The organism is Streptomyces sp. NPDC014870 (assembly GCF_043081505.1).
Lineage (GTDB): Bacteria > Actinomycetota > Actinomycetes > Streptomycetales > Streptomycetaceae > Streptomyces.
The window spans coordinates 163,030-180,431 of sequence record NZ_JBIBWQ010000007.1 but is presented as its reverse complement, the minus strand read 5'-3'; the positions used below and the strand labels follow the sequence as shown (position 1 = coordinate 180,431).

At 72.8% G+C, this 17,402-nt stretch carries 14 protein-coding genes and 1 tRNA gene; 10 read left to right on the top strand and 5 right to left on the bottom strand.

Annotation, left to right across the window (positions count from 1 at the left end):
- Window positions 1-54: 54 nt before the first annotated feature.
- Complete coding sequence (locus ACF09C_RS21130) at window positions 55-2,529, bottom strand: SCO7613 C-terminal domain-containing membrane protein (RefSeq protein WP_392093247.1); 2,475 nt, start codon at window positions 2,527-2,529, stop codon at window positions 55-57.
- 83 nt (window positions 2,530-2,612) lie between these two features.
- Here ACF09C_RS21130 and ACF09C_RS21125 point away from each other — a divergent pair, with 83 nt between their 5' ends.
- Both ACF09C_RS21125 and ACF09C_RS21120 read left to right on the top strand, forming a co-directional pair.
- Window positions 2,613-3,059 (top strand): SRPBCC family protein, encoded by a 447-nt coding sequence (locus ACF09C_RS21125; RefSeq protein ID WP_392093246.1) that lies wholly within the window; start codon window positions 2,613-2,615, stop codon window positions 3,057-3,059.
- 39 nt (window positions 3,060-3,098) lie between these two features.
- A tRNA-Val gene (locus tag ACF09C_RS21120) sits at window positions 3,099-3,170 on the top strand.
- A gap of 58 nt (window positions 3,171-3,228) precedes the next feature.
- Here the strand turns inward: ACF09C_RS21120 and ACF09C_RS21115 are convergent.
- The gene (locus tag ACF09C_RS21115) at window positions 3,229-3,954 is read right to left on the bottom strand and encodes a 3'-5' exonuclease (protein ID WP_392093244.1); all 726 of its coding nucleotides are present in this window, start codon (window positions 3,952-3,954) and stop codon (window positions 3,229-3,231) included.
- Window positions 3,955-4,074: 120 nt separating this feature from the next.
- On the opposite strand from ACF09C_RS21115, the gene ACF09C_RS21110 reads away from it, so the two are divergent.
- From ACF09C_RS21110 to thrS, 3 genes are all read left to right on the top strand, one after another.
- The gene (locus ACF09C_RS21110) at window positions 4,075-4,641 is read left to right on the top strand and encodes a DUF4365 domain-containing protein (RefSeq protein WP_362004729.1); all 567 of its coding nucleotides are present in this window, start codon (window positions 4,075-4,077) and stop codon (window positions 4,639-4,641) included.
- Entirely contained in the window at window positions 4,641-5,915 is a 1,275-nt protein-coding gene (locus ACF09C_RS21105) for a hypothetical protein (protein WP_392093243.1), read from the top strand. The genes ACF09C_RS21110 and ACF09C_RS21105 overlap by 1 nt, the downstream gene beginning before the upstream one ends.
- Window positions 5,916-6,050: 135 nt before the next feature.
- The gene (gene thrS / locus ACF09C_RS21100) at window positions 6,051-8,027 is read left to right on the top strand and encodes a threonine--tRNA ligase (protein ID WP_392093241.1); all 1,977 of its coding nucleotides are present in this window, start codon (window positions 6,051-6,053) and stop codon (window positions 8,025-8,027) included.
- A 75-nt stretch (window positions 8,028-8,102) separates the two neighbouring features.
- On the opposite strand, the gene ACF09C_RS21095 is transcribed toward thrS, so the two are convergent.
- Window positions 8,103-8,780 (bottom strand): potassium channel family protein, encoded by a 678-nt coding sequence (locus ACF09C_RS21095; RefSeq protein ID WP_392093239.1) that lies wholly within the window; start codon window positions 8,778-8,780, stop codon window positions 8,103-8,105.
- 66 nt (window positions 8,781-8,846) lie between these two features.
- Between ACF09C_RS21095 and ACF09C_RS21090 the strand changes: the two genes are divergently transcribed.
- Window positions 8,847-9,419: an HIT family protein gene (locus ACF09C_RS21090; protein WP_392093237.1), complete on the top strand. Its 573-nt coding sequence runs from the start codon at window positions 8,847-8,849 to the stop codon at window positions 9,417-9,419.
- Window positions 9,420-9,460: 41 nt separating this feature from the next.
- Here ACF09C_RS21090 and ACF09C_RS21085 read toward each other — a convergent pair whose 3' ends face one another.
- Both ACF09C_RS21085 and ACF09C_RS21080 read right to left on the bottom strand, forming a co-directional pair.
- Window positions 9,461-11,119, bottom strand: a complete 1,659-nt coding sequence (locus tag ACF09C_RS21085; protein ID WP_392093236.1) for a hypothetical protein — start codon at window positions 11,117-11,119, stop codon at window positions 9,461-9,463.
- A 183-nt stretch (window positions 11,120-11,302) separates the two neighbouring features.
- Complete coding sequence (locus tag ACF09C_RS21080; RefSeq protein WP_392093234.1) at window positions 11,303-13,510, bottom strand: elongation factor G-like protein EF-G2; 2,208 nt, start codon at window positions 13,508-13,510, stop codon at window positions 11,303-11,305.
- 251 nt (window positions 13,511-13,761) lie between these two features.
- Here ACF09C_RS21080 and pgsA point away from each other — a divergent pair, with 251 nt between their 5' ends.
- From pgsA to ACF09C_RS21060, 4 genes are all read left to right on the top strand, one after another.
- Complete coding sequence (gene pgsA, locus ACF09C_RS21075) at window positions 13,762-14,442, top strand: phosphatidylinositol phosphate synthase (protein ID WP_392093232.1); 681 nt, start codon at window positions 13,762-13,764, stop codon at window positions 14,440-14,442.
- On the top strand, window positions 14,439-15,425 hold the full coding sequence (locus ACF09C_RS21070; RefSeq protein ID WP_392093230.1) for a phosphatidylinositol mannoside acyltransferase: 987 nt from the start codon (window positions 14,439-14,441) through the stop codon (window positions 15,423-15,425). Before pgsA ends, ACF09C_RS21070 begins: the two co-directional genes overlap by 4 nt.
- The gene (locus tag ACF09C_RS21065; RefSeq protein WP_392093228.1) at window positions 15,422-16,585 is read left to right on the top strand and encodes a glycosyltransferase family 4 protein; all 1,164 of its coding nucleotides are present in this window, start codon (window positions 15,422-15,424) and stop codon (window positions 16,583-16,585) included. The genes ACF09C_RS21070 and ACF09C_RS21065 overlap by 4 nt, the downstream gene beginning before the upstream one ends.
- A 197-nt stretch (window positions 16,586-16,782) precedes the next feature.
- Window positions 16,783-17,325 carry a hypothetical protein gene (locus ACF09C_RS21060; protein ID WP_392093226.1) on the top strand — a complete coding sequence of 181 codons (543 nt, stop codon included), beginning with the start codon at window positions 16,783-16,785 and terminating at the stop codon, window positions 17,323-17,325.
- Window positions 17,326-17,402 lie beyond the last annotated feature (77 nt).

Here is a 17,402-nt window from a genome sequence, read left to right as displayed (position 1 = left end):
CTCCGGGCCTTCGGCGTTTCCCCGGACCGCCCGCGCGGCCGGGGAGACCGAGGGTCACCGCATCCGGCCGAGCCGCTCCCGTAGGCGGCGGGCGTCCCGCAGCCGCTGCTCGTACGTCGCCCCGACGGCGAGCAGCAGCAGACCGGCAAGAGCAGGCGGCAGCCAGCGGGGCAGGGCGCCGACGGCCTGGACGACGTACGGGGCCAGCTCGTGCAGCGCGTCGAGGGCCAGGACCGTGGAGCCGAGCAGCAGCAGCGCCTGCAGCCGGAACCGGGCCCCGAGGAGCGTCACCGCGAGCGCGGCCACCCCGAGGAGCAGCGGGCGCGGCCAGTCGGGATCCACCCAGGCCGCGAGGAGGCTCGGCACCAGCGTGGCCGCGAGCCCGGGGCCGTACGCCACCCAGGACGAGGACTCCGGGTCGCGGCGCCGCCGCAGCGCCCCCACGACCAGGGCGGGCACGGTGACGGGCAGCGTGTACGCCTCCGGGGTCGTCACGTCCCAGACGGCAAGCCGCACCCAGGTCGCCACGAGGAACAGCAGACCCGCCGTCCACGAGGCGAACGTGCGGCGCTCGGGCCGCAGGGCCGTGGCGGCGGCGATCACGCCGGTCAGCGCGAGCACGAGTGCGAGGGCGGCGGGCGTGGGCACGGCCATGACGATCGCGAGCAGTGCGACGGCCGCTCCGGTGAGCTCCAGGGGGAGCGCGGCGGGGTGGCGCCGGAGCCGCCCGCCGATCAGGGCGGTGGCCGCGGGGACGAGAAGCAGCGCCAGGGCGGTGTGCTGGTCCTGGAACCCGGCGGCGACGGCCCCCGCGGACACCAGACCGGCCGCGACGACGACCGCCACGCAGGCGGCGACGGTCCGCCGGGCGCCGTCGGCGAGGAACGCCACCGCCGCGAAGAGAGCGAGCAGGACACCGAGCGTGGTGAACGTGGCCGCACGCGTGTCCAGGGCCGCGGCGACCGCGCTCACCGCCGACGCGAGCCCGCAGCCGAACGCGCTCCACCCGAGGAGCTCCCGGGGCGACACGGGCCCGGCACCGGCCGCCGGGGCGGAGGCGGGGCTCCAGCCGGGCCACCGCGGCGGCGCGGCCGACGGGCCGGGCTTCGCGGGCTCCGTGCTCACCGTCGGCTCCGCGCCGGAAGCGCCTTCCGCCCGAGCGGGCAGGCCCCGCGTCAGCGTCCCCGGACGCGCCGCCAGGAGGACGGCGGCCACGGTCGTCACGAGCTGGAGGGCGAGCGTCGGGGCGTACGGGAGGTCGAGGGCGACCGGGACGGCCGTCAGGGTCCCCCAGGCGAGGAACAGAGCAGCGCAGCGGGACCACGGGCGGGAGAGCACCGCACAGGCCGCCGCGGCGACGAGCAGGACCACCGGGGCGGTCGAGGGGTACGGGGCGAGGAGCGGGTCCGCGTGGTCACCGGACCAGACCGGGGCCGTCCGGGCCAGCGGCGCGAAGAGCGCGGCCACCACCGGCGGGAGCGCCCACGCCACGCCCAGCGCGAGCACCCCCGCGCCCGCTCCGGCCAGGCCGACGCGCACCCCGCGCGGCGCCGACGTCCGCAGGACCGCCGCCAGAGCCACCGCGCACAGGACGTACGACGGGACCTCCCAGTCGCCCGGCAGCACCGGGCGCAGCGCGCCACCGGCCGCCGCGACCACCGCGAGCCCCGCCGCCACCGAGGTGGCCACCGACGCCCGGGTCACCTTCCACGCCACCCACAGCGCCACCGCCGCGCAGGCGAGCAGCAGCGCGCCCGCCGAGAGCGGGGAGCCGAACGAGAGCCGCACACCCGTCAGGAGCGCCCAGCCACCCAGCGCCCCCGCCGCGACCGCCGCCGTGGTCCGTACCGCCGCCTGCTTCACCCACAGCGCCACCGCCAGATCCGCGACCGCCGTCGCCAGCGCGGCCCAGCCGAGGGCGAGCGCCCCGCCGTCGGCGGCCAGGACTCCCAGAGGCAGCGGGAGTTGAGCCGTCACCACCGCCACCGGCAGCGGGATCCGCAGCCGGCCGAGCGCGGTGCCGTACGCCGTCCAGGCGCCCGCGAGCACCGCCGAGGCCACCGCCGTGTACGCGAGCCCGTCGGTGTCCGACAGCGCCACCCGGTGCAGTGCGTACGCGTCCAGGGCCATCAGCACCAGGCCCAGGGCGGCGACCGCCTCGGCCGTCGAACCGAGCCCCCGGCGCAGCAGCACCACGGGCACGGCCAGCGCCGCGGACGTCACCACGGCGAGGACGGTCGCACGGCCGCCGATCCCCATCGTCCCCCAGCTGACCAGCGTGAACGCGAGCGCCGCGACCGTCAGCAGGACCCCGCCAAGGGTGAGGAGCACGTTCTGCGCGCCGCGCGGGGTCGACTCGGCCACCGGACGGCCGGGGGCCGCCCCGGCCTCCGGTGGCGGCGCCGCCGCCTGCAGGACCCGCAGCAGCCAGGCCCGGCGGGCCAGCAACTGGGACCGGTGGGCGTCGAGTCGCGCCAGTTCACGATCGACGAGCACCAGCTCGTCGGCGGGCGGGAGAGGTCTGTCCATGACCGGAGTGTGCGCCGGACCACACCCCGGAACCATGCGCCCGGGTACTCAAATCCGCGGCTGAGTACGTACACACTGGGGTCATGGACTGGTGCCGCTACCGCTTCCGCAGCGTCTGGCAGCTGGCCGCGCCGCCCGACGCGGTCTTCGCCGTGCTCGAACGCGCCGAGGAGTACCCGAGCTGGTGGCCCCAGGTCCGCGAGGTCGTCCCCGTCGACGAGGCCACCGGCACCGCCCGGTTCCGCTCGTTCCTCCCGTACGACCTCGTGGTCACCGCAGAGGCCCGGCGCCGCGACCCGGAGGCCCGCGTCCTGGAGGTCGCGCTCGGCGGCGACCTGGAGGGCTGGGCGCGCTGGACCCTGACGGCCCACGGCCCGGGAACACGCGCCGTCTACGAGCAGGAGGTCGAGGTGACCAGCCCCCTGATGCGCCGGCTCGCCGTCCCCGGCCGGCCCGTCTTCCGCGCCAACCACGCGCTGATGATGCGCGCCGGGCGACGCGGTCTTGCGGCCCGCCTGCGCCGAGTTTGAACCATGCCCGCGGAAACCTGTATGGTTCAACCCGTTCCCGGGCGATTAGCTCAGCGGGAGAGCACTTCGTTCACACCGAAGGGGTCACTGGTTCGATCCCAGTATCGCCCACCGGGAGAGGCCGGTCCGTCGAAAGACGGACCGGCCTTCCGCATGTGAGGGCCCCGGTTCACGCCGCCGTCCGCAGCTCCGGACGGAGCGGCCACGCCGGATCCACCGTCTCCGGCGTCCCGTTGCGCGTGAACCACGCCTGCAACCCCCGCGCCTGCGCCGCGTGCCACACCGCCTGCAGCGTGTGCAGCTCCGCGGGCGAGAGCCGTTCGAGCCGGGACGCGAACCGTCGCGCCACCGCCCGTACGACATCCAGCGCGGCCGTCGCGTCCGCCGCCGCGTCGTGGGCGCCGTCCAGCTCCACGCCGTACTGCGCGCACAGGTCCGTCAGCGTCCGGCGGCCCTTGCGGTAGCGGTCCAAGTGCTTGTCGAGCACCCGCGGATCCAGCACGCACAGCGGTGCGTGCTCCAGATAGCGGCCCAGCGAGGAGGCGCGGTGGCGGCGCAGCTCGCGGTCCAGGATCGTCAGATCGAAGGGCGCGTTCATCACCACCAGGGGCCGGCCCGCCGCCAGTTGCTCGGCCAGCGCCCGCCCCAGCTCCTCCATGACGGGCGCCGGCCAGCGCCCGTTCCGCTGCAGATGGTCGTCTGTCAGCCCGTGGACCTCGGTGGCCCCGGGAGGCACCGGAATCCCCGGGTTGACCAGCCAGCGTGTGACCCGCGGACGCCCGCCGGCCGTGTCCTGGACGACGAGCGCGGCCGAGACGATCCGGTCCTGCTCGACGTCAACTCCTGTGGTTTCCGTGTCGAATGCGGCCAGGGGCCCGTCATACCAGTGCGTCATCCCCGAACTCCTCGCACATGTCGGGCAGATGGCGATCCCCCTGCCCGAATCGGTGATACCCGGGCTGTTTGCCCCGTACGCGGACCGGTGACAACACAGATGACGGGGAAGGGAATTGACATGGCGCTCGCCCAGCCCGAATCGGGAGGGCTGCCGCCTCAGCGGGCGGCACCGCTGCGCGGCTCACTCGCCACCACCGCCTGCATGGAGACGCTCCAGGTGGGGTATCTGCATGCGGTCGCCGCGGCGGCGGGCTGCTCGCTGTCGCAGCCGTTTCCGGACAACGGCATCGACTGGCACGTGAGTCACAGCGCTCCGGGCCACACGGTCGACGACGAAGTGACCATCAAGGTGCAGCTCAAGTGCACCTACCAACTGCCGCCGCGGCCGCCCGGGCCCGCGTTCTCCTTCACCCTGGACAACGACCATCTGGTGAAGCTGGCGCGGACCCCGGTCTCGGTGCACAAGATCCTGGTCGTCATGATCGTGCCGCGCGACCGGGAGGACTGGCTGCGGGCCGGGCACGACCGCCTCGACCTGCGGCACTGCTGTTACTGGATCAACCTGGCCGGCCACCCGGTGACGGGGCGGCGGCGGACGACCGTGCGCATACCGACGGCACGGATCTTCGACGACCGGGCACTGTGCGAGATCATGACCCGGGTCGGCGTGGGAGGGAGACCTTGATGCACCGGCCGATCGGCGAACCGGAGGGCGGGGCCGGATACGGCCCCGTTCTGCCATCGTTCCGCCCCCATCCCACCCCCGGCGAACTCCCCGGCGGCCCCTGGGCCGACGCCGGGGGCTCGCCCGACCCCGGCCGCGTCGACCCGCTGGTCCTCGGCGCGCTGCTCGCCCGGCACGGCTGGCGGCGGCGCGGCGGTGCCGCGGGCCGCTACAGCCGTTGGACACCGCCGGGCACGGGCGGCCCCTCGGGCGGCACCAGTCTCCTCGTCCCGGAGAGCCGCGCCTTCCCGGACTGCGAGGACCTGCTCGGCGAGGCGCTCACCGCGCTCGCCCACAGCGCGGCGCCCTCGGCGCGCGAGGTCCTCGTCGGCCTCACCGTGCCCAGCGACGAGATCCGCTGGTGGCGCGATGTGCCGCCGGGTCCTGCGGGCACCGTCCCGTGGCCCGTCCAGGAACAGCTCAGGTCGGCCGCCCGGCAGCTGCTGCTCGCCGGGGCGCTGGCCGTGCGCGGCCGCGCCGGCTACTACGGCGCCCGGCACCGACGCCAGGCGCAGGCGTCCCTGGAGACGGTGGTCGTCGGCGCGGCGCCGGGCGGACGGGGTCTCACCGCGTTCGTGCCCGTGGACTCCGGCCGGGCCATCGCCGTACGGCTGTACCACGCGCTGTACGCGGCGCGGGAGGCCGCCGACTACCAGCGGGCGACGGGCGGCATGGAGGCCTTCGACGCGGCCGTCGAGGCGGGGGTGAGCCGCGAGCTGACCGAGGCCCTGGTCGCGCTGGTGCGCGGCACGGAGGGGGCCAGGATCGCGCTGGAGTGGTCCCCCGCCGCCGGGACGCCCGCCGGGTGCGCGGCCAGGCCCGAGCCGGTCGAGTTCTCGGCGGGCGACCTGCCGGCGCTGCGCGACGCCGCCGCGCGCTATCTGACCGACGAGCCGTCCGTACCGGTCCGGATCACCGGAGCCGTGGTGCGGATGCGCCGCTCGGGGCCGCGCGGAGAGGGGACCGTACGGCTGCGGGTGCTCGGCGGTGCCGAGGTGCCGCACGTGCGGGTGACGCTGGACGAGGAGTCGTACCGCACGGCCGGGCACGCGCACCTGGTCGGGCTGCCGATCCGGGTGGTGGGCCGGCTGGAGAGCCGGGGCGGCTTCCGGCGGCTCACCGACGCCACCGGGGTCGTACCGGTGCAGGTCGACGAGGCCGAGCGGGACCGGCTGATGAAGTCGCTCCACGAGAACCTGGACTTCTTCGAGGAGGCCTGCGGACCGGGGGAGTGACGGCGGCCGGGCCGCCACCCAGCGCCCGGACACGGACCGAGCCCGTAGGATTTAGGCGCGCGGCACCTCGTCTCTGTCGCGCGTCGCCGGCGCCGGCACCTCGTGTCTGCCTGCGCCCCAAGGGAAAGAGCATCCGTGTCTGATGTCCGTGTGACCGTCCAGTCCGCCTCAGGAGCCGAGGATCGGGCGGTGAGCGCGGGCACCACCGCCGGCGCGCTGTTCGCCGACGACCGGTCCGTGATCGCCGCCCGCGTCGGCGGCGAGCTGAAGGACCTCACCTACGTCGTCGCCGAGGGTGACGTCGTCGAGCCGGTCGAGATCTCCTCCCCGGACGGTCTCGACATCCTGCGCCACTCCACCGCGCACGTCATGGCCCAGGCCGTGCAGGAGCTCTTCCCCGAGGCCAAGCTGGGCATCGGCCCGCCGGTCCGTGACGGCTTCTACTACGACTTCGACGTCGAGAAGCCGTTCACCCCCGAGGACCTCAAGGCCGTCGAGAAGAAGATGCAGGAGATCCAGAAGCGGGGTCAGCGCTTCTCCCGCCGCGTGGTCACCGACGAGGCCGCCCGCGAGGAGCTCGCCGACGAGCCGTACAAGCTGGAACTCATCGGCATCAAGGGCTCCGCGTCGACCGACGACGGCGCGAACGTCGAGGTCGGCGGCGGCGAGCTGACCATCTACGACAACCTCGACGCCAAGACCGGCGAGCTGTGCTGGAAGGACCTCTGCCGGGGTCCGCACCTGCCCACCACCCGGAACATCCCGGCGTTCAAGCTGATGCGCAACGCGGCCGCCTACTGGCGCGGCAGCGAGAAGAACCCGATGCTCCAGCGCATCTACGGCACCGCCTGGCCGTCGAAGGACGAGCTGAAGGCCCACCTCGACTTCCTCGCCGAGGCCGAGAAGCGCGACCACCGCAAGCTCGGCAACGAGCTGGACCTCTTCTCGATCCCGGACGAGATCGGCTCCGGCCTCGCGGTCTTCCACCCCAAGGGCGGCATCATCCGCCGGGTCATGGAGGACTACTCGCGCAAGCGCCACGAGGAGGAGGGCTACGAGTTCGTCTACTCGCCGCACGCCACCAAGGGCAAGCTGTTCGAGAAGTCGGGCCACCTCGACTGGTACGCCGAGGGCATGTACCCCCCCATGCAGCTCGACGAGGGCGTGGACTACTACCTCAAGCCCATGAACTGCCCGATGCACAACCTGATCTTCGACGCGCGCGGTCGCTCTTACCGCGAACTGCCGCTGCGTCTCTTCGAGTTCGGCACCGTGTACCGGTACGAGAAGTCCGGCGTCGTGCACGGTCTGACCCGGGCCCGTGGCTTCACCCAGGACGACGCGCACATCTACTGCACCCGTGAGCAGATGGCGGAGGAGCTCGACAAGACCCTCACCTTCGTCCTGAACCTGCTGCGCGACTACGGTCTGACCGACTTCTACCTGGAGCTGTCCACCAAGGACCCGGAGAAGTTCGTCGGCTCGGACGAGGTCTGGGAGGAGGCCACCGCGGTCCTCCAGCAGGTCGCCGAGAAGCAGGGCCTCCCGCTCACCCCCGACCCGGGCGGCGCCGCGTTCTACGGCCCGAAGATCTCCGTGCAGGCGCGCGACGCCATCGGCCGTACCTGGCAGATGTCGACCGTGCAGCTGGACTTCAACCTGCCGGAGCGCTTCGACCTGGAGTACACCGGCCCCGACGGCACCAAGCAGCGTCCGGTCATGATCCACCGCGCGCTGTTCGGCTCCATCGAGCGCTTCTTCGCCGTGCTCCTCGAGCACTACGCGGGCGCCATGCCGCCGTGGCTGGCCCCCGTCCAGGCGACCGGCATCCCGATCGGCGACGCCCACATCCCGTACCTGCAGGAGTTCGCCGCCAAGGCGAAGAAGCAGGGGCTTCGGGTCGACGTCGACGCGTCCTCGGACCGGATGCAGAAGAAGATCCGCAACGCGCAGAAGCAGAAGGTCCCGTTCATGATCATCGCGGGTGATGAGGACATGGCCAACGGTGCCGTCTCCTTCCGTTACCGCGACGGTTCGCAGGAGAACGGCATCCCCGTCGACGAGGCGATCGGCAAGATCGCCAAGGTCGTCGAGGAGCGCGTCCAGGTCTGACCGGCAGGGCGAAGAGCCTCAGGCAGGGCGAAGAGCCTCAGGCCGCGCGAAAAGCGTCAGGCCGGGCGGTGAGCCTCAAGGGGCCCCCGGGGAACTCCCCGGGGGCCCCTTCTCGTCCTCCCGCGTGAACGTCTGGATCAGCCAGGACGAGAAGGAACCCGTCACCGCCCCGAGCAGCGCGACGCCGCACGCCATCATGCCGACCGCGATGAGACGCCCGACCGGGGTCACCGGGGTCACGTCGCCGTACCCCACCGTGGTCAGCGTCTCCGACGCCCACCAGAGCGAGTCGCCGAAGGTGTGGATCGTGGCGCCCGGAGCCCCGCGCTCGTGCTGGAGGACGGCCAGCGCGCCGGCGAAGCCGAGCAGGGCGACGGTGAGGCTGGAGTACGCCATGACCCGGGCGTAGAGGGTCAGCCGCGGCTTGTCCTGGCGGCGCTGGATCTGCTCGTAGATCCGCACCATCTGCAGCGGCCTCAGCAGCGGCAGCACCAGGATCACCGTGCCCAGGAGGTGGGTGCGGACGAAGCGCAGCGGCCCGAGACCGCTGAGCCGGAACCGCACGCCGTAGTCGAAGGCGAAGACGGCCCAGGCGCCGAGGGTCACCGCGAGGCAGAGGTCCCGCCAGACCGGGTCGAGGCCCGGGGCCAGGACCTGCACCGCGTAACCGGCGAGATAGACCAGGGACGCGATCGCGAGCGGTGTCTCCATCCGGCGGTCCCACCGCCGCTGCCTGTCCGTCGGCTCGTTCATCCGATCAGCATCTCCGGGACGGAGTGATCGAAGCCCCGGCGACACGGTCCGAACGGGCGAAGCCATATGCTGCACAGCATGACGACTGAGCCGGAGCAGCAGATCGGAGTGGGGACGCAGGACGCGTTCCAGCGCCTGTGGACGCCTCACCGGATGGCGTACATCCAGGGCGAGAACAAGCCGACCGGCCCGGGGGCCGACGACGGCTGTCCGTTCTGCGTGATTCCGTCGAAGTCGGACGAGGACGGGCTCGTGATAGCGCGCGGCGAGAGCGTCTACGCCGTGCTCAATCTCTACCCGTACAACGGCGGCCACCTGATGGTCGTCCCGTACCGGCACGTCGCCGACTACACGGACCTGGACGCGCCGGAGACCGCCGAACTGGGCGAGTTCACCAAGCGGGCCATGATCGCGCTGCGGACCGCGTCCGGCGCGCACGGCTTCAACATCGGCATGAACCAGGGCGCGGTGGCGGGCGCCGGCATCGCCGCCCACCTGCACCAGCACATCGTGCCCCGCTGGGGCGGCGACACCAACTTCATGCCGGTCGTCGGCCACACCAAGGTGCTGCCGCAGCTCCTCGCCGACACCCGCGCGATGCTCGCCGCCGCCTGGCCGGCCACCTCCGAGCTGGCGTAGCCGGCGCGGCACCCCGGCCACGGCCACCGGGCGCCCCGCCGCTACGCGTCGTAGACGTCGGCCTTCTTCGTGCCCGGGTCCTGCACGGCACCGCTCAGTATCAGCGAGCGGTTGGTGAAGCGCTCCGTGTCCACGCCGTGGTCGTCGAGCACCGCGATGGTCGCCGCGTGGACGGCGCGCATCACCGGCGTCGCGGCGCGGATCGCGTCGTCGGCCATGAAGCGGTGCCGCCAGGGCGCGGCGGCCCAGGCGTGCCGCAGTCCGAACGGCTCGGGCAGCACCAGCTTGCCGCCGAGGAAGTCCAGGATCGGCGGGAACCAGGTCAGCGGGGCCCGGACCGCCTTGCGGACGATCTCGTCCGTCTCCAGGAGCGGCAGCTGGACCGTACGCGTCTCCCAGAACTTGACCGTCTTGGAGACGTCCTTGGTCTTCGCCGCCGGCTTGCTGGTGAAGAGCGAGTGGACCGGGCCGAGCGCGTGCCCGGTGACCTCCACGCGCAGGGTGTGGTGGAGCGAGGTCACCGTGATCATCATCGTCAGCACGAGCTGGCCGTCCCAGAGCGTGAACTGCACCCCGAGGTAGTGCCGGTTGCCGGCGCCGAACTGCTGGTCGTTGCAGATGCGCTGTATCTCGTGCGGCTTGACCTGGAAGTGCACGATGTTGTCGCCCTCCGGCCGGGCGACCTCGTCGGCGCCCTCGCCGACCGGGGCGACGATCCAGTGCTTGACGGTCGGCTTGGGGAAGCCGGTCTTCAGGGAGCCCCGCTCAAGCAGGGTGAGCTGGTCGTGGATCTTCCGTACGACGTCCCAGGCGCGGAAGTCGTGGATCTCGCGGCCGTCCTTGGGGAGCAGCTCCTCGGCGAGCGTCCAGCTGCCCCAGCGGGTGCCCATGCCCAGTATTCCCTTGGGGCCCGCGTAGAAGACGATGTTGGACTGCTGCTCGGCGGAGAGCTTCTCCAGGTTCTGTCGCAGGTCCTCGGCGGACTTCTCGCCCGGGTCCCCGGGCACCGCCTCGGGGATCTTGGCGCCGATGCCGCCGCCGCTCAGCAGCGCGGTCCAGCGCTCCCGCAGGTCGACGGCGGTGTTCTCGCAGATCCGCTTGGCGAGGAACCAGCCGACGACCGGGGCGACGATCATCGCGCGGATGTAGATCGACAGCACCCCGGTGATCGGCAGCTTGATCAGGACCAGCGCTGCCAGCAGGCCCGCGCCGATCAGGATCGCGGTACCCACCGCGCTCGTCCGCTTGTTCTCCGAGCCCGCGACCATCCGGCGCAGCTGGATCACCCCGAGCCAGAGCAGCAGCCCGGGCAGGAACAGCACCCCGAAGACGAAGGTGACCAGGGTCAGTTTGACGTCCCGCCGCTTGCGGATGCCGGTGGCGGCCAGACAGTGCTCGACCACGGGCTGCGGGTCGGTGCCGAAGGACTGGATGAGCGGCTTGCGGGCGCCGCCGAGCATCCGGACCTGGACCGCGCGCGAGAAGGCCTCGCCGAGGTCGGGCCGGAACAGCTTCGCCCACCGGCCGTCTGTCACCTTGGACTTGTGCCAGTCGTTGTTGGCGTCCAGGATCGCTTCCACCTTGCTGTCGCGGTACGCGGCGGAGGCCAGGGCATGGGTCGCCGCGGTCTGTCCGTCCGAGCCCTGCAGGGGAATCTGCGCCCCGGGTCCGAAACTGCCGATCGTCACTGATGCCCCCATCGCCGCGTGCCCGCGTGGTTCACCGCGTATCCCTCTGCGGCCTGTTCCCGACGACCGCACCCCGCACACCTGCTGAGCTGGGCACCACAGCGTAGCCGGGTACCGGCGGATGCGTCACCGGTCGGCCGAATGCCGCCCGTCGGAGGGGAGTTGACGGGCGGCATCCGGACGCCTCTGTGGCCTCTACGAGCCCTTCTCCGCCTGTTCGCGGATCTTCTCGGCGAGTTGGGGCGGCATCGGTTCGTGACGGGCGTACGAGCGGTCGAAGCGTCCGGTGCCGTGCGAGATCTGCCGGAGGTCGACCGCGTACCGGCCGATCTCGATCTCGGGCACCTCCGCGCGCACCAACGTCCGCCCCGGCCCCGCCTGTTCGGTGCCGACGACGCGGCCCCGGCGGCCGGACAGATCGCTCATCACCGGCCCCACGTACTCGTCGGGGACGAGCACCCGCACCTCGGTGACCGGCTCCAGGAGCCGGATGCTCGCCTCGGCCGCCGCCTCGCGCAGCGCCAGGGCGCCGGCGGTCTGGAAGGCGGCGTCGGAGGAGTCGACCGAGTGGGCCTTGCCGTCCCGCAGCGTGATCCGCACGTCCACCAGCGGGTGGCCGGCCGCGACCCCGCGCGCGGCCTGCGCCCGGACGCCCTTCTCGACGGACGGGATGAACTGGCGCGGAACCGCCCCTCCGACCACCTTGTCGACGAACTCGACCCCGCTGCCCGTGGGCAGCGGCTCGACGTCGATCTCGCAGATCGCGTACTGGCCGTGGCCGCCGGACTGTTTGACGTGCCTGCCCCGGCCCGCCGAAGGGCCGCCGAAGGTCTCCCGGAGCGCCACCTTGTGCGGAACGGCATCGACCCGCACCCCGTACCGGCTGCGCAGCCGCTCGAGGGCCACGTCCATGTGGGCCTCACCCAGGCACCACAGGACGACCTGATGGGTGTCCTGATTCTGTTCGAGACGCATCGTCGGGTCCTCGGCGACGAGCCGGGCGAGCCCCTGCGAGAGCCGGTCCTCGTCGGCCTTGCTGTGCGCCTCGATCGCGAGCGGCAGCAGCGGGTCGGGCATCGTCCAGGGCTCCATCAGGAGCGGATCGTCCTTGGCGGAGAGCGTGTCACCGGTCTCCGCGCGCCCCAGCTTGGCCACGCAGGCCAGATCGCCCGCGATGCACCGCCCCACCTGCCGCTGCTGCTTGCCGAAGGGAGAGGTCAGCGCGCCGACCCGCTCGTCGACGTCGTGGTCCTCGTGCCCCCGGTCGGCCAGACCGTGCCCCGACACATGGACCGTCTCGTCCGGCCGCAGCGTGCCGGAGAAGACCCGGACCAGCGAGATCCGGCCCACGTACGGGTCGGAGGCGGTCTTGACGACCTCGGCGACGAGCGGCCCGTCGGGGTCGCAGGTGACCGCCGGCCGGGGTACGCCGTCCGGCGTGGTCACGGCCGGGGCCTCGCGCTCCAGCGGTGTCGGGAAGCCGCCCGTGATCAGCTCCAGCAGTTCGACGGTGCCGAGCCCCTGCTTCGCCCCGTCCGTGGCGGGCGCCGCGGCGAGCACCGGATGGAAGGTGCCCCGGGCGACGGCCTTCTCCAGGTCGTCGATCAGCGACTTGATGTCGATCTCCTCGCCGCCGAGATAGCGGTCCATGAGGGTCTCGTCCTCGCTCTCGGCGATGATGCCCTCGATGAGCCGGTTGCGGGCCTCGGCGATCAGCGGCCGCTGGGTGTCGTCCGGCGGGCTCTCCTGCCGCTCGCCCGAGGAGTAGTCGAAGATCCGCTCCGAGAGCAGCCCGACCAGACCGGTGGTCGGCGCGTGCCCGTCCGGCGCCTCGGCTCCGTACAGCGGCAGATACAGGGGGAGTACGGCGTCGGGGTCGTCCCCGCCGAGGACCTCGGAGCAGACGGCCGTCAGCTCGTCGAAGCCGGTGCGCGCGGTCTCCAGATGGGTCACGACGATCGCCCGGGGCATGCCGACGGCCGCGCACTCCTCCCACACCATGCGGGTCGCCCCCGCGATCGCCTCGGCCTCCTGCGCGGCCGAGACGACGAAGAGGGCCGCGTCCGCCGCACGCAGACCGGCCCTCAGCTCCCCGACGAAGTCGGCGTATCCCGGTGTGTCGAGGAGATTGATCTTGCACCCGCCCCATTCCAGCGGGACGAGCGAGAGCTGTACGGAACGTTGCTGGCGGTGCTCGATCTCGTCGTAGTCGGAGAGCGTTCCGCCGTCCTCGACCCGTCCGGCCCGGTTGACCGCACCCGCGGTCAGCGCGAGCGCCTCGACGAGGGTCGTCTTTCCCGATCCGCTGTGGCCGACCAGCACCACGTTCCGTACGTCCGAGGGCCGGTCGGCCGTCGGAGCCCTGCCGGCGGCCCCGGAGTGTGCGTTCGCCTTGTCGCCCATGATGGTCCTCCCGATCGCTTGCACCGCTCGCTCGCACGGTGAGGCGGGGCGCGGGCGCGGGGGGAGACGCTGGGCAGCTCCGGAGGTGCCCGCGGTTGTCCTTCGAGCTTTGCACCGACGTCATGGTGCGTCCATACGTCGTACGCGACGCGACGGGCGGGTGCCCCGCGGTCCGGCGGGAGCCGCGCTGGCTACGATGGGCGGGCCGGTGGTCGTAGGGGCCGCGCGGCCCACCGAACCTCGGGAAGGCCATGCTGAACAAGTACGCGCGTGCCTTTTTTACGCGTGTCCTCACACCGTTCGCCGCGTTTCTGCTCCGCAGGGGTGTCAGCCCCGACGCGGTCACGCTCATCGGCACGGCCGGAGTGATGGCGGGGGCCCTGGTCTTCTTCCCCAGGGGAGAGTTCTTCTGGGGCACGATCGTCATCACCCTCTTCGTCTTCTCCGACCTGGTCGACGGCAACATGGCCCGGCAGGCGGGGATCTCCAGCCGCTGGGGCGCGTTCCTCGACTCGACCCTCGACCGGGTCGCCGACGGCGCCATCTTCGGAGGCTTCGCGCTCTGGTACGCGGGTACCGGCAATGACAACGTGCTGTGCGCGGTCTCCATCTTCTGCCTGGCCAGCGGTCAGGTCGTCTCGTACACCAAGGCGCGCGGAGAATCGATCGGCCTGCCGGTCGCCGTGAACGGCCTGGTGGAGCGGGCCGAGCGGCTCGTGATCTCGCTGGTCGCCGCCGGCCTCGCCGGACTCCACGCCTTCGGCGTGCCCGGCGTCGACGTCCTGCTGCCGATCGCGCTGTGGGTCGTGGCGGTGGGCAGCGCGGTGACCCTCGGCCAGCGGGTGGTCACCGTACGGCGGGAGTCCGCGGAGGCCGACGCGGCCGCCGCGGCGGACGCGCCCGGGGCGCGGGGGAACGAGGCGACGTCATGAGTGCGATGAAGGACCGGTTGACCGATTCCCTGTACGGGCTCGGCTGGGCGACCGTGAAGAGGCTGCCGGAGCCGGTGGCGGCCGGACTCGGCCGACGCATCGCGGACACCGCCTGGAAGCGGCGAGGCAAGAGCGTGCTGCGCCTGGAGTCCAACCTCGCGCGCGTGGTGCCCGACGCCACGCCCGCGCGGCTGGCGGAGTTGTCGCAGGCCGGCATGCGCTCCTACATGCGGTACTGGATGGAGTCCTTCCGGCTGCCGACCTGGACCAAGGAGCGCGTCGACGGCGGCTTCGACATCAAGGACGTGCACTACCTCAAGGACGGCCTCGCCTCCGGCCGGGGCGTGATCCTCGCGCTGCCCCACCTGGCCAACTGGGACCTCGCCGGTGTGTGGGTCACCCGCTCGCTCGGCGTGCCGTTCACCACGGTCGCCGAGCGGCTCAAGCCGGAGACGCTGTACGACCGGTTCGTCGCCTACCGCGAGTCGCTGGGCATGGAGGTCCTGCCGCACACCGGCGGCTCCGCCTTCGGGACGCTGGCGCGGCGGCTGCGGGCGGGCGGCCTGATCTGCCTGGTCGCCGACCGCGATCTGTCCGCCTCGGGCATCGAGGTCGACTTCTTCGGCGAGACGGCGCGGATGCCGGCCGGCCCGGCGATGCTCGCCCAGCAGACCGGCGCGCTGCTGCTGCCGGTGACGCTCTGGTACGACGAGACCCCGGTCATGAAGGGGCGGATCCACCCGCCCGTCGACGTACCCGAGTCAGGTACGCGGGCCGAGAGGACGTCTGTGATGACACAGGCGCTGGCCGATGCCTTCGCCACCGGAATCGCGGACCACCCGGAGGACTGGCACATGCTGCAGCGGCTGTGGCTGAAGGACCTGGAGGAGCGCGTGCCGCTCGACGAGGAGCGACAGCCTCGGGACGAGGGGCGCCCGCCCGGCGAGGAGCGCGCACCGCTCGGCGAGGAGCGGCAGCCGTGAAGATCGGCATCGTCTGCCCCTACTCCTGGGACGTTCCCGGCGGCGTCCAGTTCCACATCCGGGACCTCGCCGAGCACCTGATCAGGCTCGGCCACGAGGTCTCCGTGCTCGCCCCCGCCGACGACGAGACGCCGCTGCCGCCGTACGTCGTCTCGGCGGGGCGTGCCGTGCCGGTGCCGTACAACGGATCCGTGGCGCGGCTCAACTTCGGCTTCCTCTCGGCGGCGCGGGTCCGGCGCTGGCTGCACGACGGCACCTTCGACGTCATCCACATCCACGAGCCGGCCTCGCCCTCGCTGGGCCTGCTGAGCTGCTGGGCGGCGCAGGGGCCGATCGTCGCCACCTTCCACACCTCGAACCCGCGCTCGCGGGCGATGATCGCCGCGTACCCGATCCTGCAGCCCGCGCTCGAGAAGATCAGCGCGCGGATCGCGGTGAGCGAGTACGCGCGCCGGACGCTGGTCGAGCACCTGGGCGGCGACGCGGTCGTCATCCCCAACGGCGTCGACGTCGACTTCTTCGCGGGCGCCGAGCCGAAGGCGGAGTGGCAGGGCGAGACCCTGGGCTTCATCGGCCGGATCGACGAGCCGCGCAAGGGCCTCCCGGTTCTGATGAAGGCGCTGCCGAGGATCTTCGCGGAACGGCCGGGGGCGCGGCTCCTGGTCGCCGGGCGCGGCGACGAGGAGGAGGCGGTGGCCTCGCTGCCGAAGGAGCTGCGGGAGCGGGTCCAGTTCCTCGGGATGGTCAGCGACGAGGACAAGGCGCGGCTGCTGCGCAGCGTCGACGTGTACGTGGCGCCGAACACCGGCGGCGAGAGCTTCGGGATCATCCTGGTCGAGGCGCTGTCGGCGGGCGCCCCGGTCCTCGCCTCCGACCTGGACGCCTTCGCCCAGGTCCTGGACCAGGGCGCGGCGGGCGAACTCTTCGCCAACGAGGACGCGGACGCGCTCGCGGACGCGGCGGTCAAGCTGCTCGGGGACGAGGCCCGGCGCAAGGAGCTGCGCAAGCGCGGCAGCGCGCACGTCCGGCGCTTCGACTGGTCGACGGTGGGCGCGGACATCCTCGCGGTCTACGAGACGGTGACGGACGGCGCGGCCTCGGTCGCGACGGACGAACGCGTGGGCCTGCGGGCACGGCTGGGCCTGGCGTCGCGGGACTAGGGCCTGTCCGGCGGATCAGGCCCCAGGGCGTGTCGCCGAAGTAGCGGCGGGCGGAACGGCCGCGGCCCCGCCCGCCGCTGGGCGGCCGGGGCCGCGCCCCGCAGCGGGCGGCCCGCGGGGGTTCCGGCTGAGGGAACACATGCCCCGACCGGTGCCCGTTCCGGTCGTCACCGCATGCCCCGGTAGCCTGTGCGCCCGTGACCCAAACCCTGATCTGGACCGTTGTCGCGCTGATCGCGATCGGTCTGTACCTCAGCTGGACCGCCGGCCGGCTCGACCGACTGCACGCCCGGATCGACGCGGCCCGCGCCGCCCTCGACGCCCAGCTGCTGCGTCGCGCCTCGGTCGCCCAGGAGCTGGCCACGTCCGGAGTGCTCGACCCGGCCGCCTCGATCGTGCTCTACGAGGCCGCCCACGCCGCCCGGCAGGCCGAGGAGGATCACCGTGAGGTCGCCGAGAGCGAGCTGAGCCAGGCGCTGCGCGCCGTGTTCGGCGAGCCCGAGCAGGTCGAGGCGGTACGTGAGGCCCCGGGCGGCGAGGAGGCGGCGGGCGAACTCGCGGCGGCCGTCCGCCGCGTACCGATGGCCCGCAGGTTCCACAACGACGCCGTGCGCGCCGCGCGGGCGCTGCGCCGCCACCGCAAGGTGCGCTGGTTCCGGCTCGCGGGCCACGCCCCGTTCCCGCTGGCCTTCGAAATGGACGACGAACCGCCCGTCGCCCTTGCCGATCGCCCGGCCTGACCGCCGTCACCTGCGAAAACAACGAAAACGATCCACCGGCTCCACATTGGCCCTTGATGTGGACTGGTGGAGGAATG